Annotated in this window: 14 protein-coding genes and 1 pseudogene; 9 read left to right on the top strand and 6 right to left on the bottom strand. The window is 46.0% G+C overall.

All coding sequences use genetic code 11. The features are described from left to right. Positions 1-293: 293 nt before the first annotated feature. A complete protein-coding gene (locus BC351_RS11575; protein ID WP_079411997.1) occupies positions 294-1,520 on the bottom strand; it encodes a PASTA domain-containing protein in 1,227 nt (408 codons plus the stop codon). A gap of 232 nt (positions 1,521-1,752) precedes the next feature. On the opposite strand from BC351_RS11575, the gene BC351_RS11570 reads away from it, so the two are divergent. The 3 genes and pseudogenes from BC351_RS11570 to BC351_RS44305 all read left to right on the top strand — a co-directional run bounded on the left by BC351_RS11570 (position 1,753) and on the right by BC351_RS44305 (position 8,626). Beyond that, on the top strand, positions 1,753-3,396 hold the full coding sequence (locus BC351_RS11570; protein WP_244208963.1) for a hydroxysqualene dehydroxylase: 1,644 nt from the start codon (positions 1,753-1,755) through the stop codon (positions 3,394-3,396). Positions 3,397-3,433: 37 nt separating this feature from the next. Further along, positions 3,434-8,119: pseudogene (locus BC351_RS11565) on the top strand (ATP-binding protein); the annotation flags it as partial. A 54-nt stretch (positions 8,120-8,173) separates the two neighbouring features. Beyond that, on the top strand, positions 8,174-8,626 hold the full coding sequence (locus BC351_RS44305; protein WP_425270916.1) for a sensor histidine kinase: 453 nt from the start codon (positions 8,174-8,176) through the stop codon (positions 8,624-8,626). Between the two features lie 67 nt (positions 8,627-8,693). Here BC351_RS44305 and BC351_RS11560 read toward each other — a convergent pair whose 3' ends face one another. Continuing rightward, positions 8,694-9,032, bottom strand: a complete 339-nt coding sequence (locus BC351_RS11560) for a L,D-transpeptidase (RefSeq protein WP_079411989.1) — start codon at positions 9,030-9,032, stop codon at positions 8,694-8,696. Between the two features lie 168 nt (positions 9,033-9,200). On the opposite strand from BC351_RS11560, the gene BC351_RS11555 reads away from it, so the two are divergent. The 4 genes from BC351_RS11555 to BC351_RS11540 all read left to right on the top strand — a co-directional run bounded on the left by BC351_RS11555 (position 9,201) and on the right by BC351_RS11540 (position 13,925). Then, positions 9,201-10,370, top strand: a complete 1,170-nt coding sequence (locus BC351_RS11555; protein ID WP_079412045.1) for an iron-containing alcohol dehydrogenase — start codon at positions 9,201-9,203, stop codon at positions 10,368-10,370. A 303-nt stretch (positions 10,371-10,673) separates the two neighbouring features. Next, positions 10,674-12,137 (top strand): RICIN domain-containing protein, encoded by a 1,464-nt coding sequence (locus BC351_RS11550; RefSeq protein ID WP_079411988.1) that lies wholly within the window; start codon positions 10,674-10,676, stop codon positions 12,135-12,137. Positions 12,138-12,309: 172 nt separating this feature from the next. Then, complete coding sequence (locus BC351_RS11545) at positions 12,310-13,077, top strand: AAA family ATPase (RefSeq protein WP_079411986.1); 768 nt, start codon at positions 12,310-12,312, stop codon at positions 13,075-13,077. A 32-nt stretch (positions 13,078-13,109) separates the two neighbouring features. Continuing rightward, positions 13,110-13,925: a sporulation protein gene (locus BC351_RS11540; protein WP_079411984.1), complete on the top strand. Its 816-nt coding sequence runs from the start codon at positions 13,110-13,112 to the stop codon at positions 13,923-13,925. Between the two features lie 193 nt (positions 13,926-14,118). Here the strand turns inward: BC351_RS11540 and BC351_RS11535 are convergent, their stop codons facing one another. The 4 genes from BC351_RS11535 to BC351_RS11520 are packed head-to-tail and all read right to left on the bottom strand — an operon-like array spanning position 14,119 to position 18,667. Continuing rightward, complete coding sequence (locus BC351_RS11535; RefSeq protein WP_079411982.1) at positions 14,119-14,814, bottom strand: LrgB family protein; 696 nt, start codon at positions 14,812-14,814, stop codon at positions 14,119-14,121. Then, complete coding sequence (locus BC351_RS11530; protein WP_079411980.1) at positions 14,811-15,164, bottom strand: CidA/LrgA family protein; 354 nt, start codon at positions 15,162-15,164, stop codon at positions 14,811-14,813. Before BC351_RS11530 ends, BC351_RS11535 begins: the two co-directional genes overlap by 4 nt. Positions 15,165-15,210: 46 nt before the next feature. Then, positions 15,211-16,998, bottom strand: coding sequence for a cache domain-containing sensor histidine kinase (locus tag BC351_RS11525; protein ID WP_079411978.1), 1,788 nt, complete (start codon positions 16,996-16,998; stop codon positions 15,211-15,213). A 19-nt stretch (positions 16,999-17,017) separates the two neighbouring features. After that, positions 17,018-18,667, bottom strand: a complete 1,650-nt coding sequence (locus tag BC351_RS11520) for a response regulator (protein ID WP_079411976.1) — start codon at positions 18,665-18,667, stop codon at positions 17,018-17,020. Between the two features lie 216 nt (positions 18,668-18,883). On the opposite strand from BC351_RS11520, the gene BC351_RS11515 reads away from it, so the two are divergent. Together BC351_RS11515 and BC351_RS11510 are read left to right on the top strand one after the other, a co-directional pair. Further along, positions 18,884-20,269 (top strand): ABC transporter substrate-binding protein, encoded by a 1,386-nt coding sequence (locus tag BC351_RS11515; RefSeq protein WP_079411974.1) that lies wholly within the window; start codon positions 18,884-18,886, stop codon positions 20,267-20,269. Between the two features lie 76 nt (positions 20,270-20,345). Further along, positions 20,346-21,242 carry a carbohydrate ABC transporter permease gene (locus tag BC351_RS11510; RefSeq protein ID WP_079411972.1) on the top strand — a complete coding sequence of 299 codons (897 nt, stop codon included), beginning with the start codon at positions 20,346-20,348 and terminating at the stop codon, positions 21,240-21,242. Positions 21,243-21,244: the final 2 nt, after the last annotated feature.

Below are 21,244 nucleotides of genomic sequence, written 5' to 3'. Positions count from 1 at the left end.
GGAAATGCCTGCATTTTTGCAGGCTTTCGCGTATTGGGACCCTGCACCCTGCGGCTTGAGCGAATGGAAGCGCAAAATCTCAAATGGTGTGTGCAGAAAGACATTAAGCTATTCACTACTTAGCATGTCGGAAAATTTCATTTTATCAGCTCACGTTCGTCATTTAAGTAAACAGCAGCAGATCTCGACTAGAGAATAAAAGCCTATAAGTCCCTTTATATAGGGGCTTATAGGCTTTTTGAATTAGGCTCACTTAACTACTGTTTATAGGTGGAACTGAACCAGATTACCTTCTAATTATTACCCTTGCTCACCCAGAAGGTGACATTGTCGCCCTCTAAGCCTTTGGTGCCAGCTGGCGGGTCTTGTCTAATGACGGTTCCCTTCGGCAAATCGTTTGCCTCAATGAAAAATTCATAGTGCAGCCTTGCTGCCAGCGTTTGCTGATGAGCGTCTTCTTGGGATAGGCCGACGAGATTCGGAATGACGACTTCTTCGGCTTGCTTGGTTGAATCTCCTCCAAGCTTCGGAGTTGGGCTGGCCACCGGAGTTGCTGTCGGAGGCAATGGTTTTGTGTCTGTTTGGGCTGGTGGCACTTCAACAGGCGGACTTGGCTTATTTGCAGGCCATAGGGCCCAGACGATAATAATGACTACGACGAATAGAGCGACTGCGCCAAGCGCGGCTTTTTTTAGCCAGCTGGCGGATTGTTCTGGTTTCCGGTTTGAGCGTGTTTCTGCTGTTTCTGCAGGTTCATCTGGTTCATCATCCTGAGGCTTATCGACCGACTGATTAGGTACAATCTCGCTATGTATAGGTTTTGAGTCCTGCTGATGTGCGAAAGAAGGCAAGCTGCGCAAGCCGAAAATCAGCGAGGAGAGAGAGGCTTGGCCTTGGCAGACAAGCTTCACCAGCCGAATCAGGGCCATCTTTTGCTCATAGGTGGCAGAAGGAATGGAAGCACGCTCCAAATGCGTATGCATCACTTCAAAAGCGCCAGGAATCGTGTCTGTTCCCGTGAAGAGCTGAATCATTAAGCGGCACAGCCCCACGGCTCCTTGGTTCTGTGGATTGCCCACATCCCAGTAATTGATGACTGATAGCTTATCATGATCTGAAAGCCAGAGATTCTCGGGATCAACGGAGAAGCCTGTAATGCGCTCTTCCATGGCATCCAGCAAGGAAACTCCGAGATCGGCAATAAGTTCGACGATATGAGGATACGTCCAACCCTTCATTCTTTGGGAGAATAAGGAACCAGGTTTGGCTTGCAGGATGATTGTGACGGATGCTTCATCAACCGAGGTGTCGAGGATATGCTGAAAGCCATCATGAATGAATGCTGCTTTATGGTTAAGTTTGCGGATATAATCGACGCCAGATTGTCCGGCACTCAGCTCTATTTGATAAAGAAGGACCTTTCGTGTCAGAAATGTATCGTCACCGTATGTCAGTTTCCCCTGTGGTAAAGAGAGGATCGGAGCTCCCGGCATATACCTTGTTCCTATTTTGTTTTGCATGTGAATAACATCCTCTCCGAAGTGGCTCTTCAGGATTTCTCTCTATTATATATGATTCGTGCGCTTTTAGGAATTTAGGATCAAAGATATTCGGAATAGAAAACGGGATGGTTTGCCCACTATTTTCTTTTTCTATTTCTATTGAACTAAAGTCTATGATTCATATGACCTAGATGATATGATGGATTTACACAATTATTTACAATAAGATCCAAATTGAGGAGGAATATTGGTGAAAAAAGTCGCAATTTTGGGCGGCGGTGTCGCTGGATTAAGTGCCGCGCATGAGTTAATTATCAGAGGTTATGAGGTTTCAGTCTACGAGTTTAAGAATATTCCAGGGGGCAAAGCCAGAAGTATGCCTTACGTCGGAAGCGGGACTGATGGCAGGAAAGATCTTCCCGGCGAGCATGGCTTCCGCTTATTTCCTCGCTTTTACCGGCATGTTATTGATACGTTGAAACGAATTCCATATGAAAATGGTTATGTCTATGATAACTTAATGGAAGTAACCCGTTTAGACATTGCAACCTATACAGCACCTCTGCTGCCGCTGCTGGCTAAGATCGAATTCAGCTTAGATAATTTCTTGGTCGTGCTTAAGGATCTTTTTGACAACGGTTTAGGACTTACGGTAGAAGACATAGAACAATACGGACGCAAGATGTGGCAGGTGATGACGAGCTGTGATGAACGTATTCGTGATGAATATAATCTTATTGATTGGTGGAACTTTATTGAAGCTGATCAACAGTCCCCTGCCTTTCAAAAAATATTTGCTGGATTTACCAAAACCCTCGTTGCTTGCCAATCCAAAATCGCTAACACCCAGACGGTAGGCCCAGTCGCTGTACAAATGACCCTAGATATCACAACACCAGGTACAAGCTTCGTACGTCTTTTGAACGGTCCAACGAATGATAAATGGATTAATCCTTGGCTCGCTTTTTTACAAGAACATGGCGTAGATTATCATTTGGCAGCGAAAGTTGAAAGCATAAATTGCGCGGACGGCGTGATTCGTGGAGCCACAATTACGGAAAATGGTCAAACCTTTGACATTGAGGCGGATTATTACATTGCTGCCTTCCCTGTGGAAGTGATGGGGAAATTCGTCACGGATGCCATGCTGCAGGCAGATCCTTCTCTTGCTGGTGTACAAAAGCTTGTAGATTCTGTTGCTTGGATGAACGGCATTCAGTATTATTTGAAGGAAGAGCTGCCGATTACGCATGGTCATGTCATTTACCTAGATGCGCCTTGGTCGCTGACATCGGTTTCCCAGAAACAGTTCTGGCCGGATGTTGATCTTAGCCAATATGGGGATGGCACCGTGAAAGGTGTTTTATCCGTTGATATTTCCGACTGGGATACCCCTGGTATTTTGTTCGGCAAGTCTGCTACATATTGTACAGCTGAAGAAATCAAGGCAGAAGTATGGGCGCAAATGAAGAAAAGTCTGAATGTGGATGGCGCTGTTATTTTGGAAGACGAAGTGCTGCATTCTTGGTTCTTGGATACCGATATACAATTTGAGAACCCTGAACAAGCATGTACGAATATGGAGCCTCTGCTTATCAATCGTGTTGGAACTTGGGATTTAAGACCGGAAGCCTACACGGCAATTCCCAATTTGTTTCTTGCTGCTGACTACGTTCGTACGAATACGAATCTAGCAACTATGGAAGGAGCGAATGAAGCGGCGCGTCGTGCGGTTAATGCGATTTTGAAGCAAGACAATTCTACGGAAGAGCCATGTGAGATTTGGGATATGTACACGTTTGAGCTTTGGAATATTGATGTGTTGAAGCCTTATCATCACCATGACAAGCGTCGTTTTGAAAAAGGACTTCCTTGGGATGGCAAGCTTTTTTAGAGACGTACCTAGCTGCTTGTTTTACTAGGAGGAGTTTATGCTTATTTTGCCGGAATACGAATTAATCAGACAAATATATCAAGGTGACCGAACTGTGCTTTATCGGGCTGTTCATAAACCGACCATGGACAAAGTGATTATCAAAACGCTGCGCTCTGATTTTCCGCTTTCCACGGATATTGCCAGATTAAAGCGAGAGTTTGAAATTGGTAAAATGCTGGATATTCCCGGAATTGTTAAACCGCTCGGGCTTCCCAAGCATCAGAACGGTGTCGCGCTTATTCTGGAGGATTTTGATGGAGATACGTTATCGTCGTATTTCCCGCTTTTTCGCCAATCTTTACAAACGTTCTTAGTTTCTGCGATCCAGTTGGTCAAAATTGTCGGAGATATTCATCAACGCTATGTCATACATAAAGATATTAAGCCTAGCAATATTATTATGAATCCGGAACGGCAGATTATGAAGCTTGCGGATTTCAGCATCTCGTCTTTCACCAGAGAACGACAGGAGATGCTGGACCCCCTCATGCTTGAGGGGACGCTTAGCTATATGTCGCCCGAACAAACGGGGCGTATGAATCGGATTATCGATTATCGCTCCGACTATTACTCTTTAGGCGTTACATTCTATGAAATGCTCACTGGGATCCTTCCGTTTCAAACGGAAGATCCGGTAGAGCTGATTCACTCACACTTAGCGGTGACGCCAATCCCACCGGACAACATCCGAATGGATATTCCTAAGCCGCTTTCGGATATTGTGATGAAGCTGCTTGCGAAGAATGCGGAAGAACGCTATCAAAGCGCCTACGGCATCATTCAGGATCTTGAGCATTGCTTGATGATCAGCAAGTCGCCGGATGAGCTGGAGCACTTTGCCATTGGACTCTATGACATGACAGATATGTTTCAAATCCCGCAAGGCTTGTATGGCCGCGCGAATGAAAATGAGAAGCTCCTTCATGTATATGGACGTGCTGTGCATGGATCGCTGGAAGCCGTTTGGGTAACAGGCGAATCGGGGTATGGCAAGTCTTTTCTGATTGCCGAGACGATGAAAACCATCATGAAGGATCATGGTTGGTTTTTATCAGGCCGGTTCGAGCCGAATAAGCAGCATGTTTCCTACCATGCTTTGGCTAGGGCCTTGCGGCAGCTCGTTCGGCAGCTTTTGACAGAGAAAGATCAACAGATTGAAGAGTACCGCGGACGCTTGCTCAAAGCGCTGGGGACAAGCGGTAAAGTCTTGATCGATCTCATACCGGAGCTTGTGCTTCTTATCGGTGAACAGCCTAATGCCAAGCAACTGCCTCCGCAGGAGACGCAGAATCGATTACATTATCTGCTGCAGCAATTTTTGTTCATTTTCTGTGCCAAGGACAGGCCAATTGTCCTGTTTCTCGACGATCTGCAGTGGGCGGATGCCGCTTCTTTGCAATTTATTGAGCTGCTTTTGAACGATTCGCAGATGCGGCACTTCCTCTTCATTGGCTCCTATCGAAGCGAGTATGACAATTTGTTATCCTCTACGCATGTTCAACTGCTGGACAAGCTGCCAGCTCGACTTACTTCAGAGATGATCCGCCTGCAGCCGCTCGTCATTGGGGATGTCCAACTGCTTATCGCAGATTCATTGAAAACAGAGCATCAACAGGTGGCGGAGCTGGCACAGCTCATCCTGCAAAAAACCGGCGGCAACCCCTTCTTCGTCAAGCAATTTCTTACGGCATTGTATGAACAGAATTTGCTGACCTTCAGTTATGAAGCTAATCGTTGGATTTGGGATATGAATGAAATTCAGAAGCTTCGGATTACGGATAACCTGATGTTTCTCCTTGCTGAGAAGCTCCAGCGAATGCCGTCTAGAACTCAGTATTTGCTGCGATTAGCTGCGTGCCTTGGCGCTTCTTTTGATCTGGAAGCACTGGGAATCATTGCCGTGACCCCGTTTGTCGAGGTTTTGCAGGAATTAGAAATCTCCATTCAAACCGGACTCATTATCCCGGTGGGAACCGATTATAAATTTTATACCGAAATACAGGGGAATTCAGCGGCGCAAGATATCCGGTTTATGTTTGTGCATGATTCAATTCAAGAAGCCGTCTATGGGTCCATCGAGCAAGCGCTGCTGCCTGAAATGCATTACATGATCGCGAATAAGCTGATGGAACATTTGCATGAAACAGAGATCGAGCAGCGGTTGTTCGATATCGTGAATCATATGAACATCGGTTCCGGTCTAATCTCGGGGCGACAGGAGATTATCCAACTGCTCGAGTTTAATCTTCGCGCAGGCCGCAAAGCCAAATCCTCCAATGCCTACCGCTCTGCTTTGCAATACTACAATAAAGCTTTGGCCTTACTGAGGTTGGTAGAAGGTACAGAATTGGCAGAACTTGGTTTTTCCATTCGTTTGGAGAAGTCTGAGGTGCTTTATTTGAATGGACAGGCGGACGAGGCGGAAGCTTCCTACGAACTGCTGCTCTCCGACGCGCGGACGAATGAATTGAAGCTCGAAGTCTATAATTTACAAGTGATTTTGTATACCAATGTCGGGAAACAGCACAAAAGTGTGGAAGTGGGCTTGAAAGCATTGGCGGAGCAAGGACTTCGGATTCCCAAAGAGCCAACTAGCGTGAATATTTTCTTGGCTTATATGAATTTGAAAGCAAAGATTGGGCGGAAGAATACACTTCAATTGTATGATCTGCCACTGATGGAAGATGCCTACATGACGCGGCTCATGAATTTGATGATGAGCATAGCCGTCTCTGCTTACTTCGTGAATACGAACTTATTTGTGTTATTTATGTTTATTATGACCAAAAGTGCTTTGAAACACGGGAATTCTTCCTGTATGGCCTATGTATACGGGTCGTATGGATTAATTCTGGGATCAGGCTTCGGCGATTATCAGCGTGGCTATCAATATGGTCAGCTGGGAGACAGAATGAATGCCAGATTTCAGTCCCATCAGTTCCGCAGCAAAAGCCACTTTTCCTTCGGATTATTCGTCACCCCATGGGTTAAGCCTCTGCAAATGTGCTTGGAGCATCTGAAAGAATCGTTCAAAAGCGGGATCGAGGATGGCGACTTGGTTTTTGCCGGGTATGCGCTTACGTATCAGGTCTTGGTGAAAGATTTTCAAGGTGTCGCCCTGGCTGAAGTGCAGGAGGATCTGGATAAGCACTATCGCATTCTAGAGCAAACGAATCATCATGATACGCTGCTTATGATGGAAATGCTGCGTATGGTCATTCTGAATCTAGAAGGGAAAGCAGCGAATCCCCTCATTATTGGCATTGATGAAGAAGACGAAGAACAATTCGTTCGCAAGCTGGAGATTCATTCGAATCAAGTCATCCTGCATGAGTACAAAGTGAAGAAAATCATGCTGAATTATTTGTTCGGGCAATTTGCGGAAGCGCTTAAGGCTGGCAAGGATGCAGAATCCATGCAAGCTGTCTCTTTCGGTTTGTTCCATATTCCCGAGAATTATTTCTATTATGCTCTTTCGATTGCTGCTGTTTACAAGGATGCAGCCGTTGCCGAACAAAAAATGTTCGCTAAGTTGATGCGTAAAATGCTGCGCAAGATGGATAAATGGGCTGCGCATTGTCCGGAAAATTTCTCCCATTTGAGCTTGCTGATGCATGCTGAATGGAGTCGTGTGACAGGCCATGTGCCCAAAGCGGAGCAAGGATATGAACACGCCATTCGACAAGCAAGGGAGCAAGGTTTTATTCAGCATGAAGCCATTGCTTGCGAGCTGGCAGGGCGGCTGTATAAGGAAGCCGGCCGTGATAAAATCGCCAAAACCTATCTGATTGACGCATATTATGGTTACTTGAGCTGGGGAGCGAAGGCCAAAGCCGACGAGCTGAAGATGAGGTATCCGAATTATTTGACCTCATTGAAGGAACAGCTGGACTGGAGTACGACGAATATCAGCGATTACTCGCTGCAAGCATTAGATTTCATGACGATTATGAACACATCCCGGTCATTGTCCAGCGAGGTCAATCTGGATCAACTAATTAAGCGATTAATGGAGATTGTTACGTTCTCCTCCGGCGCAGAGCGAAGCATTTTGGTTCTCAAAGAGAGAGACAACTTGTTTGTTGAAGCCGAAATGCTGGCTCTGGACGGGAAAGATTCGTGCATTGTGAACCCAGTGGCTCTAGAAACGAAAGAAGATCTCCCAGCAGCGGTCATTCAATTCGTAGCACGCACCAAAGAAGGTGTCGTACTGGATGATGCCGCGAATACCGGCTTCTTCACCCATGATCCGTATATTCGCGAGACAGATGCGAAATCCATTTTCTGCGAGCCTATCCTGCATCAAGGCAATCTTGTCGGGGTCTTTTATCTGGAAAATAATTTAATTCGCAATGCGTTTACTTCCGATCGTTTGGATATCATCAAGCTGCTTTCGGCTCAGGCGGCCATCTCAATTGAAAATGCAAGACTATATAATGATTTGGAGTCCAAAGTGAAAGAGCGGACGAATGAATTGATCCTGATGGAAACATCGCGCCGAGACTTGCTGTCCAATATTTCTCATGATTTAGGAACGCCGTTAACGTCGATACAAGGCTATGTTGAGGCTATTCTGGATGGTGTGATTCAAGAGCCTGAGGAGCAGAGAAAGTATTTGTCAGTCGTTCATATGCGCATAGTGGGTATTCAGCGGCTTATCACGGATTTATACCAGCTAAGTCGACTTGAGACCAAACAGTTTCATTTCCAGCTGGCTCCAACTTCCTGCCAAACGATGGTTCGGCAATTGTTTGCCAAATACGAGCTGGACGCAGCGAATGCGGGAATTACGTACACATTGGATATGTCTCCGACAGAAGGAGAAGATTTGCTGCTCACGGTAGATACGGATCGTATTGAGCAAGTGTATGCGAATATTTTGTACAATGCGATTAAATTTTCTGCCCGAGGCGGGTTTATTAACGTGCTTGTCACCATAAGACCAGAGCCCTTCGAACTCGTTATTCGAGTGACGGATACCGGTGTTGGGATTAGCGAAGAAGATTTACCGCATATTTTCGAAAGATTCTATAAAGTGTCCAAATCACGGAGTACGTCAGGCGGCAGCGGACTCGGACTTGCGATTGCCAAGGAAATTGTCCAATATCATGGCGGGCAGATCTGGGCAGAAAGCCGACTGGGCAAAGGCTGCAGTATTTCATTCTCGCTGCCTGTACATCGAATCTAATACGCAGTTGGGTAAGAACCGTATGTCTCACATAATGGTATGTGACATATACGGTTCTTTTCATGCGTTAGGAGCGAATCGTAACCCGCGTGTGAATGGGGACGATGGCAGCTAATTCAAGCACATCCTCGTTGTACATTCGGATACAGCCATGGGAGGTTCTCCGGCCAACCGAGGAAGGATCATTGGTTCCGTGAATGCCGTAATGCGGCTTGCTTAACCCCATCCAGAATACGCCAAAAGGACCGCCGGGATTGGGTTGCTTGTTTATGATAAAATACTCGCCTGTGGGTGTTTTGGTTAGCATTTTGCCAATGCCTATGGGGAAAGCGCGTACGACACGATTGACATCCAGCAGATACAATTGAAAATCGGATAGATCGACAATAATTCGATAATTAGGCATGAATGGATCACCTCTGTCTATCTTATGAAAGCTTGCAGGGGATGAACAGGGCGAATGCTAATTGTGCATAGGGGAATTGATGTTTTGACATGGATTCGCTCGGTTTCGGAATTTCTATCTGCATATGATATAATTCTGAAGAATTCAGTCATCAAAGGAGAGACAGACATGCAGTCATTTCTACAGTATAATCCAACCCGGCTATGGTTTGGCCAAGGGCAGATCGTGCAGTTAAAGCAGGAGCTGGGTACTGCCGGCAAAAAAGTATTACTCGTCTATGGCGGCGGGAGCATAAAAACAAATGGCGTTTATGATGCTGTCAAAGAACAGCTTGAGGATATGCAAGCCGAAGTCGTCGAATTATCCGGCGTTGAACCGAATCCGCGGCTTACAACGGTACAGAAGGGAATACAAATGTGCCGCGACCATCAGATTGACCTCATTTTGGCCGTTGGCGGGGGTAGTGTGATCGACTGTGTAAAAGCTATTGCGGTCGGCGCTTATTATGAGGGGGATGTCTGGGATATCATTACCCGCAAAGCGACGCCAACCAGAGCGCTTCCGTTCGGTACGGTATTGACGCTTGCAGCTACAGGCTCAGAGATGAATAATATATCGGTAATCACGCATTGGGAACGGAATGAGAAGCGCGGCTGGGGCAGCCCTCTTGCTTATCCGACATTCTCCATACTGGATCCGGAGTTCACCTTTTCGGTCCCAAGGGATCAGACGGTCTATGGGATTGTCGATATGATGTCGCATGTGTTGGAGCAGTATTTCCACAGAACAGAGCATGCGGAGATGATGGACCGCTTCATGGAATCTGTCTTATTGACCGTTATCGACGCAGCACCGAAACTGCTGGCTAATTTGAACAGCTATGAGCATCGGGCTACCGTGATGTATGCAGGCACAACGGCATTCAATGGGCTTTTGTCCAGCGGCACGGATGGCGGAGACTGGGCATCACATCAGATTGAGCACGGCTTGTCAGCGATCTATGACATCCCGCACGGTGGCGGCTTGGCCATCGTATTCCCGAACTGGATGCGGCATTGTGCGGAAGAAGATCCGTCCCGTATGAAGAAGCTGGCCATAACCGTATTTGGCATAGATCCAACAGGTAAAACGGACTATGAAGTTGCCATTGAAGGGTGTCAGGCCCTTCGCGATTTCTGGAATTCGCTCGGAGCGCCGAATCGACTTGGCGATTATGGGATTGATGACAGCCGACTTGACGAGCTCGTGCACAAATCCTTCATGAAAGACCAAGTAGGCCAATATAAAATCATGACTCGGGATACAGTTAGAGACATTTTGCTGCGATCTTTATCATGAAAAATAGGGGGTAGCGCCGAGCCGGCGAAAAAAGCAGTCTCGCCCGGCTGCACGTAAAAGAACCGCAAGGGGAAAATCCCCTGCGGTTTTTTCGCGTTTGCACCCAAAAAGTTGCAAAAGTTCATACTTCTGCGGGATTATTCAGTAGAAATGAGACGTGGTTTCCTTATATTGTAAGTCTAAGGAGGTGATGCAACTCGCAGTTATGTAAGCGCTTAATCGGCAGTGATCTTTGTAAACAGAACAGCTTGTGAAGCCTAACCTGTGTACACAAATGCAACCAAAGAGAGGATGGATTTTGTGATGAAAAAGACAATGCTGCGCTCTTTATGCTACCTGTTGGTCGTTGTGCTGGGATTACAGCTGGTGAGTGTTTGGTTATTTTCAAATGAAACAGAGGCTGCTGCCGAAAACGTGCAGAATGGCATTCAATTCAAGGACACGAGTGGAAATATCATTCATGCTCATGGCGGTGGTATTCTTAAAGTGGGCAGCTATTATTACTGGTTTGGTGAAAATCGCAATGCGGACGGTACGTTCAATGCGGTGTCGTGCTACCGCTCGAGTGATCTCAAAACGTGGGAGTTCCGCAGTAATGTCCTGACGAAAAGCTCAGCAGCTGAGCTGAATGTATCTAATATTGAAAGGCCTAAAGTTATTTACAACAGCTCAACGAATAAATTCGTCCTATGGATGCATTGGGAAAATGGCGTCGATTATGGGCAAGCGCGGACAGCGGTGGCTTCATCCAGCACAGTGGATGGAACCTATACGTATCAAGGAAGCTTCCGTCCGCTTGGTTATGATTCGCGGGATATGACTGTTTTCAACGATAACGGGACTGCTTATTTGATTTCGGCAACAAGGGTGAATGCGGATATGAACATTTACAAATTAACGCCCGATTTCCTCGGTGTTGATTCGTTGGTTCAGACGTTATGGGTGGGACAATACCGTGAGGCGCCGGCTATGTTCAAACGAAATGGCGTCTATTTTCTGGTAACTTCCGGTGCGACTGGCTGGGATCCGAATCAAGGGAAATATGCCACAGCCACCAGTATTACAGGAACTTGGAGCGGGCTTAGTAATTTCGGTGATGCCACAACCTATGATTCTCAAAGCGCCTATGTGCTGCCAATAGAAGGCTCCAGTTCAACGACTTATCTCTATATGGGGGATCGCTGGGCAGGTGCTTGGAGCGGCAAGGTAATGGAATCCCGATATGTTTGGCTGCCGCTGTCGTTTCCTTCCAGCACTTCATTATCCATGAGCTGGGGCAGCAATGTCAGTTTGGATACAAGCACAGGGACGGTGACGGCTTCCTCGCCGGCGATCGATACGAACGCTTATTACATTCTGGAGAACCGCAATGGCGGCAAAGCGCTCAACGTCCTGAATCAAGGGACAGCTGACGGGGATGATCTGGAACAATATATCGATAGCGGCTGGTACAGTCAGCAATGGAAATTCGTTAGTGCCGGCAGTGGATACTACAAAATTATGAATCGCGCCAGCGGCAAATTAATCGGCGTTGAGAGTGGTTCAACCGCAGATGGCGCAATCATCGAGCAGTGGGCAGATGGCGGCTGGACGAGTCAGCACTGGCAAATTGTGGATGGCGGAGCCGGAAATTTTAAGCTGAAAAATCGAGCAACCTCGAAAATCATTGATATTTCCGGTGCTTCCAAGGCGAATGGCGGCGCAGCGATTCAATGGACGGACAATGGCGGTAAAAATCAACAATGGCGGCTTTTGAAAGTTGAATAGGTAAATTTGAAAAACTATCCTTCGTACAATTTTACGTGGGATAGTTTTTTGCGTGTCATCGAATATCGTATATGGAAATTTTTATATGATTCTGCTAGGATAAAAGTGAACATCATGACGGGGAGAACGTCGACGAATTAACGTCATACGCATGGAGGAGCCACCAACACGAATGCCATTTTTACAACGAGTTTCCCTAGATTGGTCCCAGTTGTCACAAGTGGAGAAAGATCAATATCCATATCATATCCCGACCATCCAGTCCTTTGATGAGTATCGGTTCGAATCCAATGTGACCTTCTTTATTGGCAACAATGGTTCTGGCAAATCAACGCTGCTGGAAGCCATCGGCGTGTCCTGCGGGTTTAGTGTCGTAGGAGGCAGAGATCTTACCATTACCAAGGAGAAAGACGATGTGTCACTAGCCAAAATTATGAGATTGTCATGGCTGCCAAAGATCAGCAACGGTTTCTTTTTCCGGGCGGAGACCTTTGATACGTTTGCCGGCTATATAGATCAATTGGCGAAAGAACCTTTCGTGGGCCATTCTGCCTACGCGCCTTATGGCGGGAAATCGCTCAATGAGCAGTCGCATGGACAAGCGTTTTTGACCTTTTTTAAAAACCGATTGGATCGCAAGGGCATCTATTTGCTGGACGAGCCAGAGTCTGCTTTATCCCCCCAAAACCAGCTGGCGTTCTTGCGGATTATTTGGGAATTAGAACAGCAAGGCCAAGCACAGTTTATTATTGCCACCCATTCTCCGATCTTAATGGCTTATCCCCAGGCGCGCATTTTGCAATTTTCAGAAACATCCATTGAGCCAATCCAGTATGAAGACACAGATCATTTTAATTTGACGAGAGATTTTTTGAACCATAGAGAACGGTATTTCCGGGCGTTGTTTGCAGAGGATGATGACAGCGAGCAAGAAGACTAAATTCATGATACATATAGGGGGATTATTCAGCCGTGGCCTTTTTTAAGAAAATGTTAGCCAGAGTGGGAATTGGCAATGTGGATATTGATACGCAGTTTCATACGGAAGAATTCATTCCTGGTGAGATCGTTGAGGGGATTATCAAAGCTAAAGGCGGAAGTGTTGAGCAAAAGGTAGATCGCATTTATTTTCAAATTATGACGGAATACTTGAAGCCAGTGGAGACGGATGCCAATCGCGATGGTCGCACGGAAGTGCGTTTAGAGAAAGAAAGTATCGTGGTAGCGAATATTCTGCTTGCGGAGAGTCTGGTTTTTGCACCAGGGGAAGAGCTTGAAATTCCTTTTGAGTTCATGCTTCCTCATGAAACGCCAATTTCAATCGGTGTGAGTCCGATTTGGATTCGAACGGGTTTAGATATTAATAATGCCGTTGACCCTTCTGATCGGGATGACATTGAAGTATTGGCCCATCCGCATGTTGCTGTCATTTTTGAAGCGCTGGAAGAACTGGGTCTTCATTTGCATCAAGCTGAGAACGAATACTACCCGCAAGCCGATTATCACTTGCCTTTTATTCAGAATTTCGAATTCATTCCTTATCAAAATGGGGAGTACCGAAGCACGGTGGATGAGCTTGAGCTTGTTTTTTACCCGGATGAAGATGGCGTCGAAATCATTCTGGAGTTCGACCGCAAAACGCGCGGCTTCAAAGGGCTAATGGCTGATATGCTTGATCTGGATGAATCTCATGAACGTTATTATTTCGATGCGGAAGAGCTGGAGGAGGGAGCTTCCTCTGTGGCGGACCGATTCAGGGAGATTTTTGATGAGCTGCTAGAAGGCTAAAAGCAGCTTTGGCACTTTGTGAAGCAGCTTCGCAAATGCACGACCATAGCCGTATGCTGCAAATGGATGTGGATCACCCGTTGTTCGCTGCAGCCAAAAGAAGGAGCTGTCCCATAAGTAGATAAATCTACTTGCGGGCAGCTCCTTCTTTTATTTTGCTCATTGCCTTGCGGCTAACCTGCTCCAGTCGCAGTCACCCTCGCAACCACCAATAGACCGGTATAAATAATACGGACGTGATGATCCCAGCGGCCCCCATGGCAAAACCGCTAAGGCTGCCCTGCAGCTCGGAATCCTTAACGAGCTTAGCTGTTCCTATGCCATGAGCTGCGGTTCCTAGGGCGATGCCGATCGAAAGGCTATCCTTAAAGCCAAGCCACGTTAAGAGCTGTTTCCCGATCATACTGCCAAAAAGGCCAGTAAGCACAGTCAACACGGAGGTAAGCTCCGGCAAGCCTCCCAAGTGTCGCGATATCTCTATCGCGATAGGGGAACTGACCGACTTGGGCATCATGCTCAGCAGGATGTCGCGGCTTCCGCCAAGCAGCCCGATGAAGGCTGCGGCACTGATCATACCGGTCAGTGAACCGACGGTAACTGAAACGAGAATGCCAGCGAGATGGCGCTTTATCAAGCCTGCATGTTTGTAGAGAGGAACACCAAGCGCAACGGTTGCTGGACCTAATAAGAGCGTTAGCATATCCCCGCCCACCTTGTAAGCAGAATAGGGGATGTGGCAAGCGAGCAGCAGAATGATAATAACACCGGAACAAATAAACAACGGATGAAGCCATCGCCAGCGCTGCTGGATAAGCTGGGCTCCTGTATAGGCCACTACGCTAAGGGCAAGACCAAACAAGGGCTGATTGACCCATTCGCTGAAGCTCATGACACATCACCATCCGATTCCTTGCGCTGCAGCTTAGCTGTGAGCAATCCGGTTACGATAAGGACAGCCATGGAGCTTCCAATGATGCCAACGCTAATGGATAACCAATTGGATGCAATAAGTGGAAAGAAAACCATCGTTCCAACTACAAAAGGTGTAAAAAACAGCATCATATGCCCTGTCAGCCACCCGGCTGCGGATTCGACCCAAGAGAGTTTAATCCACTTGGCAAACAGCGAGATCGTAAACAGGATGAGACCAATGACATTCCCAGGCAGCGGTATATGCAGGCTCAATTGGAGCCAAGTGCCAAGTAAATGAAAAGCAAGCAAGATTGCAAAACCTAACATAAGATCTCCTTCAAATGTAGTTATGGATGAAACAGGTATTAAGCAGTTAAGCAGGGATTCGGATCGTAACGGTAGTTCCTTCTCCCAGTTGACTGTCAATAGTTAGACCGTACTGCTCTCCGAAATAAAAGAGGATGCGATCATGCACATTTTTGACCCCGATATGATCTTCATCCAGCGTGTCAGAAGGCAGGGAAAGCCGGAAGCGGAGCTGCTCAAGCTTCTCCTCGCTCATTCCTACGCCATTATCCTTGATAATAATGAACATATCATAGCCTGATTTCATGGATGAAACTTCGAGCAGGCCTGGTCCGTTTCGACGTTCCAATCCATGAACGATCGCATTTTCGATCAAAGGCTGAAGCGAGAAATGCATGACCTGCAGGTTTTCGCTGCCCTCAGCAAGCCGTTCTGTGTATTGAATTTTATCGCCAAAACGCAGCTGCTGTATTTTCACATATAGTCGAATATGCTCAAGTTCTTCCTTTAAGGGAACAGTCTCTTTCCCTGTTTGAATATGGATGCGGAACAGTCTGCCGATCATCCCGACCATTTCGCTGATTTCCCGTTGTTGATTGATGACTGCTTTCATCTGAATCGATTCGAGCACATTAGCAAGGAAATGAGGATTGATTTGGCTTTTTAAGGCGCCGTATTGGGCTACTTTTTGCTGAACTTTGGCCATGGAGGAACGCTCGATATAGATTTGCAAATCTTCCACCATTTTGCGAATGCCTTGATAGAGCACGCCGAATTCATCCTGCCGGTCACTGCTTAAATCGACATCGAATTTGCCTAAACCGACCAATTTGACTTGTCTGCTTAACAGAATAATCGGCTTCGTCACGCGAGCGGACAGGATGAACATGAACAAGATCGCTGTGCCGAGTGAGAGGAAGGCGAGAGTCAGAACAATTTTGATCAGAACATCGGCTTGTTTGGTCATCTCTTTTTCATCAATATATTGGATAACCTTCCAGCCTGAATAAGGAGAAGTAACAAAGTTAATAAAGGAATCATTTCCGGAAAAATGAGCATAAAAGCTGCCCGCATCCTCTTTGAGGACGGTATCCATATTCTGATTTTTAATACTTGTCGATAAGGCCAGTTTGGATTCATTCCGCTCTGAATTGTAAATGACCCCGCCATTATTATCAATAATAATGAAATTGCGCTTGCTGACCTCGGATAATTTTAAAATTTCCCGTAACGAGTCCAGTCGAATGTCGATCAGCATGGTGCCGATGGGCTGCTTGCTGCCGACTTTATTAATGACTCTGGCAATCGAGATGACGTTATCTTTGGCATTCACGCGATGAAATGGCAGGTGGGCGCCGAACAGGACGATGCCGCCATTGCGCGCCTGTGTTTGCACATACCAGTCTTCATGCGTGAAGTCCTTCACATCGTAATCAGACCGATTGAAGTTGGTGGAGTAGAAGACGCGGGAACCGGCATAGATCTGTACGCTGTCGACATTCTTGATCGTCATTTCGATCGAGCTAATGAAATGCTCAATAATATTTCCATATTGAATTTTTTGATCATTTCCATTATCGTTCTTGTCCAGTGTCCAATTCTCTAAGGCTCCTTGAAGTTGTCCGTCCATTTGAGCATTAAGCGTGCCTTTTTCGATGCTTTGCAAGTATTGGTCGATGTTGAAGGATAAATTCGTCAGAATTAAATTGGAGCTGCTTTGATACTCGTTTTTGACGGCTTGCATGGAAAACAGATAAATAATGACGGAAATAATCAATAAGGGTATGGTAATAATGAGAATCATCAGCATGAAAATTTGGTGATTCACATGCTTCATGCGAAGCTTTTGTTTCAAATGTCTCCATCTAGGCAATTTAGGACCAGCCCCATTTTTTCCTGTAGTCTGTTGGTGTCATTTGCGTGATGCTTCGAAACGTTTTGACAAAATGCTTGTAGCTTTTGTAGCCGCACATCGAGCAAACATCGGTTACCAAATGCTCCGGTTTCTTCAAGCATTCCTGTGCATATTCAATTCTAATTTCGGTCACAAACCGCATGTAATTTTTATCGAGCTTTCTTTTGAACAAACGGCTTAAATAAGAAGGATTGTAGAAGAAACGGTCCGCCACCATCTGCAGTGTCACATCTTGTGCAATGTGCTGCTTAATGAAGGAAGCGATATGCTCGAATATCAGTACGTCTTGCTGCTGATTGTGCGAGGAGCCGCCTCTATAAACCGTTCCAAGATGAGCCATCCAGGCGCCAAGCCAATGAAAGAGAGCATCAAGTGTCGGGAAATCATCCACGCATGTCAGGGTTAATAGCTTATCGCTATATACGCCTTCGATGGGGATGCCATTTTTTATCGCAAAGCGAATGGAAACGCTAATGATTTCTTGTAAATAAGCTAGCCATTTCGCCGGCGAAATATGGGGCATATGGACCAGGATTTCCTGTCCCAAGCGCTGTAAAAGCTGCTGAATGTCCACTTCGTTCGCGCTTTCAATACTGGCCAGGAGCTGTTTTTTATCATTCTCATTCAGTTGAATTAAGGCTGTCTTATGGGCCTGAGGCATATCGCCGGATGGAAGAAAGAAGAGATGGCGATCCTTGTGATAATAACGCTGAAGCAAAGCTTTGTCCGTTTGCTGCAGCAATATATTTAGCTCAGACAACTCATTCGTCAGCGTGCCAATGGCCATGAACAGTGAAACGGCATGTGTTTGATTGACTTTCTCTATGACTTGCTTTAAGTGATCTCGGGCGCTTTCCTGAGCAGATGTGCTCTCCCCAGAATCCATGATCACAATGACGTATAATTTGGATTTGAACATATAGGTTAGGGTTTGTCTGTGCATCTGTTTGTCATAGAGGAAAGATAGAGCCTGTTCGATTATCGTTAAAGCTTGCTGTCTTAATATTTTTTTGGATGGAGGAAGCGCTGACATGACGGGCAGCCAAGTGACGACAAGTGGGAGATAGGCGTATTTGTCGCTGGCGAATTCATACAGATGCTGCAGTCCGTCTTCTTCAATAAGCAGTTGTTCTTCTTCAAGCAGCAATTGAACAAACTCACTGCCTTTATATAGCTTGCTTTCTCTGGAGGCTTGTTCCCACTGGGAATGGGTTTGCACGTTGTTATGATTGTGGACGACTTGCTTCATGCAGGCTTGTATGGTAGCCAAGCTATCTTCATATTCCAAGGGTTTAAGCAGAAAAGCGTGCACACCGCCCAAGCGGATGGCTCTCTGAGCATACTCAAATTCATTAAAACCTGTCAAAATGATAAATACGGTATCAGGAAGCTTCAAGCGAATTTGTTCAATCATTTGAAGGCCGTCCATCTCCGGCATGCGAATATCCGTGATCACCAGATCTGGCCGCTCTCGCCATGCTGTTTCTATGCCGGTCTTTCCATTATCTGCGTCGACAATGGAAGTAACGCCTAGTTCCTGCCAAGCAAAGTAATGCTTAAGACCTGTTCTGATGAGTGGTTCATCCTCGACAATCATAAGTTTATACATGAATCCCCCACAAGGTTAAGACCTGATTATTCTTTACACAAATTATATACTAAAAACCGCGATAAATCGTGATTGTAAATGTTCGGTAAACAAACAGGTCAGAATACGACTATGGAAGTAAAAACTCGGGGATTCTATCGATTTTCATTCTGCCTTATGCTAGGTGCAAGGAATGAGAGCAAGTTACTATTCCAATAAATTCATGGGGGTACTTAGATGAGGGCAATGAAAAAAGGGTTAATGACAGTTTTAGGCGTCGCGCTTGTAGGATCACAGCTAGTGGCATGTTCCAACACGTCTGATCAGAATAAGCCTGCAGCCACACAAGATGCTCAGAAGCCTGCGGCAACCCAAGCGGCTGCCAAGCCTGTAGAGATTACATGGTGGAACTTCCCTAACTTCCAAACGCTAGATGGCGAAGTTGGCAAATACGAGAAACAAATCATTGCTGCCTTCAATGAAAAACATCCTGAAATTAAAGTTAATCTAGAAATGATCACCTTTGATGGCGGTCCTCAGAAACTGAACGTGGCTATCTCCTCCAATACGGCGCCTGACGTTATCTATGACGCACCAGGGCGCATTATCGACTGGGGGAAGAAGAAGCTTCTAGCTCCACTGAATGACATCATACCCGCAGACATCAAGAACGATATTGCTCCAGCTTTCTGGAAACAATCCACCGTGGGCGACCAGATTGTCATGTATCCTTTGAACACAGGTCCATTCATGATGGCTGTCAACAAGACCGTATTTGAGAAAATCGGCGCTCTTGATTTGCTTCCATTAAGCAGGCCGGATCGTACATGGACAGTAGCAGAATATGAGAAAGCCTTGAACGCGGTTAAAGAAAAAGCGCCGGAGATCATTCCGACCGGGTTCTTCGCAAAAAGTACAGCAGGTGATCAAGGAACACGTGCCTACTTGGCTAACTTAGGTGTGTCCAGATTTTTGACGGAGGATAACAGCAAAGTAGCGATTAATACCGAGAATGCCGGCAAAGCCTTGGATTGGGTTGTGAAAGCTACCAAAGACAAAATCAGCGTAGCCGGAGCTGCTTCTCTCGCTGCTGCCGACGTGAACGACTTGTTCCTGCAAGGTAAATTGGCGTTCACACTGAATTATTCACCGGTTCTCAAAGCTCAGAATGTGGCGAACAAAAAAGTACAGTTTGACGATGTGCTGCTGCCATTCCCAACGCTTGATGGATCGAAGCCAAAATTAGAGCCATTCCTTGGCGGTTTAGCGATTTTCAATAACGGCAATGCCGATAAAATTGCCGCATCGAAGAAATTTATTGATTTCGTCGTGAACGATCCGGTTTGGGGCAAGAAAAACATCATTCAAACGGGTGGATTATCGGCTCGTACATCCATTACAGGATTATATAATGATCCGGAATACAAATATGCCGATCTGGCACGTCAATTCATCACGGATCCTCCAACCATTGCAGACGGTTATGCAGAAATTCGTACGTTCTGGTTCCCAGAATTGCAACGTGCTCTTACTGGCGGAGCAACAGGCAAAGAAGCTTTGGATGCCTTTGCCGCTAAAGCGAATGATGCGATTGCCAAAGCGAAAGCGCAAAATCAAAAATAAAGCACATTTGGAGAGTGGAGTAGCGTAGCAAGCAGCGCTGCTCCTTTCACTAAACACATGAAATGGGGAGAAGGAAATGGAGGCAACGGTTAGCAAATCGAGAAAATTTGTCATACGCGACTGGCTGATGAGCTATCTCTTTTTACTTCCAGCGTTTGGATTTTTTCTGGTTTTTGTCGCATATCCGATGCTAAGAGGCGTTTATATTAGTTTTTTTGATTATTCACTGCGGAATTTTGACTTTGTCGGACTAGATAATTATGTCTCTTTATTTCATAACGAAACGTTCCTGAAGTCCATGCGAAATACGATATTGCTTGTTGTGATAGCGGTTCCTATCGTCATTGTGTTTTCCGTTTTCGTGGCTGTTAACATTTATAAAATGAAGGAATTTTCCAGATCCTTTTTCAGAGGCGTTTTTTATTTGCCGGCTGTATCCTCGGTCGTAAGCATTACGGTCGTTTGGGGATGGATTTATCATCCAAACTATGGAATTCTCAATTATTTGACAGGCATGCTTGGGTTTGAGCCTATATCCTGGTTAGGCGATACGAGAACTGCTCTATTAGCCATCATAGCTGTTTTAATCACCACATCGGTCGGTCAGCCGATCATTCTGTATGTCGCTTCGTTGGGCAACATTCCCACTTCCTATATTGAGGCAGCGGAGATCGACCGTGCAACACCATGGCAGATTTTCTTGAAAATCGTGTGGCCGATGCTGATGCCGACCAATCTCTACGTCATTGTTATTACTACGATTAATACGTTTCAGTGCTTCGCGCTCATCCAATTGCTAACATCAGGTGGTCCTGTTTATAGCACATCCACTGTCATGTACGGCGTATATGAACAAGCATTTCTACTCGGGCACTTCGGAATTGCTTCCGCGATGGGCATTCTGTTGGCGATCGTGATCGGAATCATCTCAACGATCCAATTCAAATATTTCGGCAGCGATGTAGAGTACTAGGA

The organism is Paenibacillus ferrarius, from assembly GCF_002027705.1.
In the GTDB taxonomy this organism is placed as follows: domain Bacteria; phylum Bacillota; class Bacilli; order Paenibacillales; family NBRC-103111; genus Paenibacillus_E; species Paenibacillus_E ferrarius.
The sequence above is the reverse complement of the archived record's forward strand: the minus strand, read 5'-3'. Positions and strand labels throughout refer to the sequence as shown.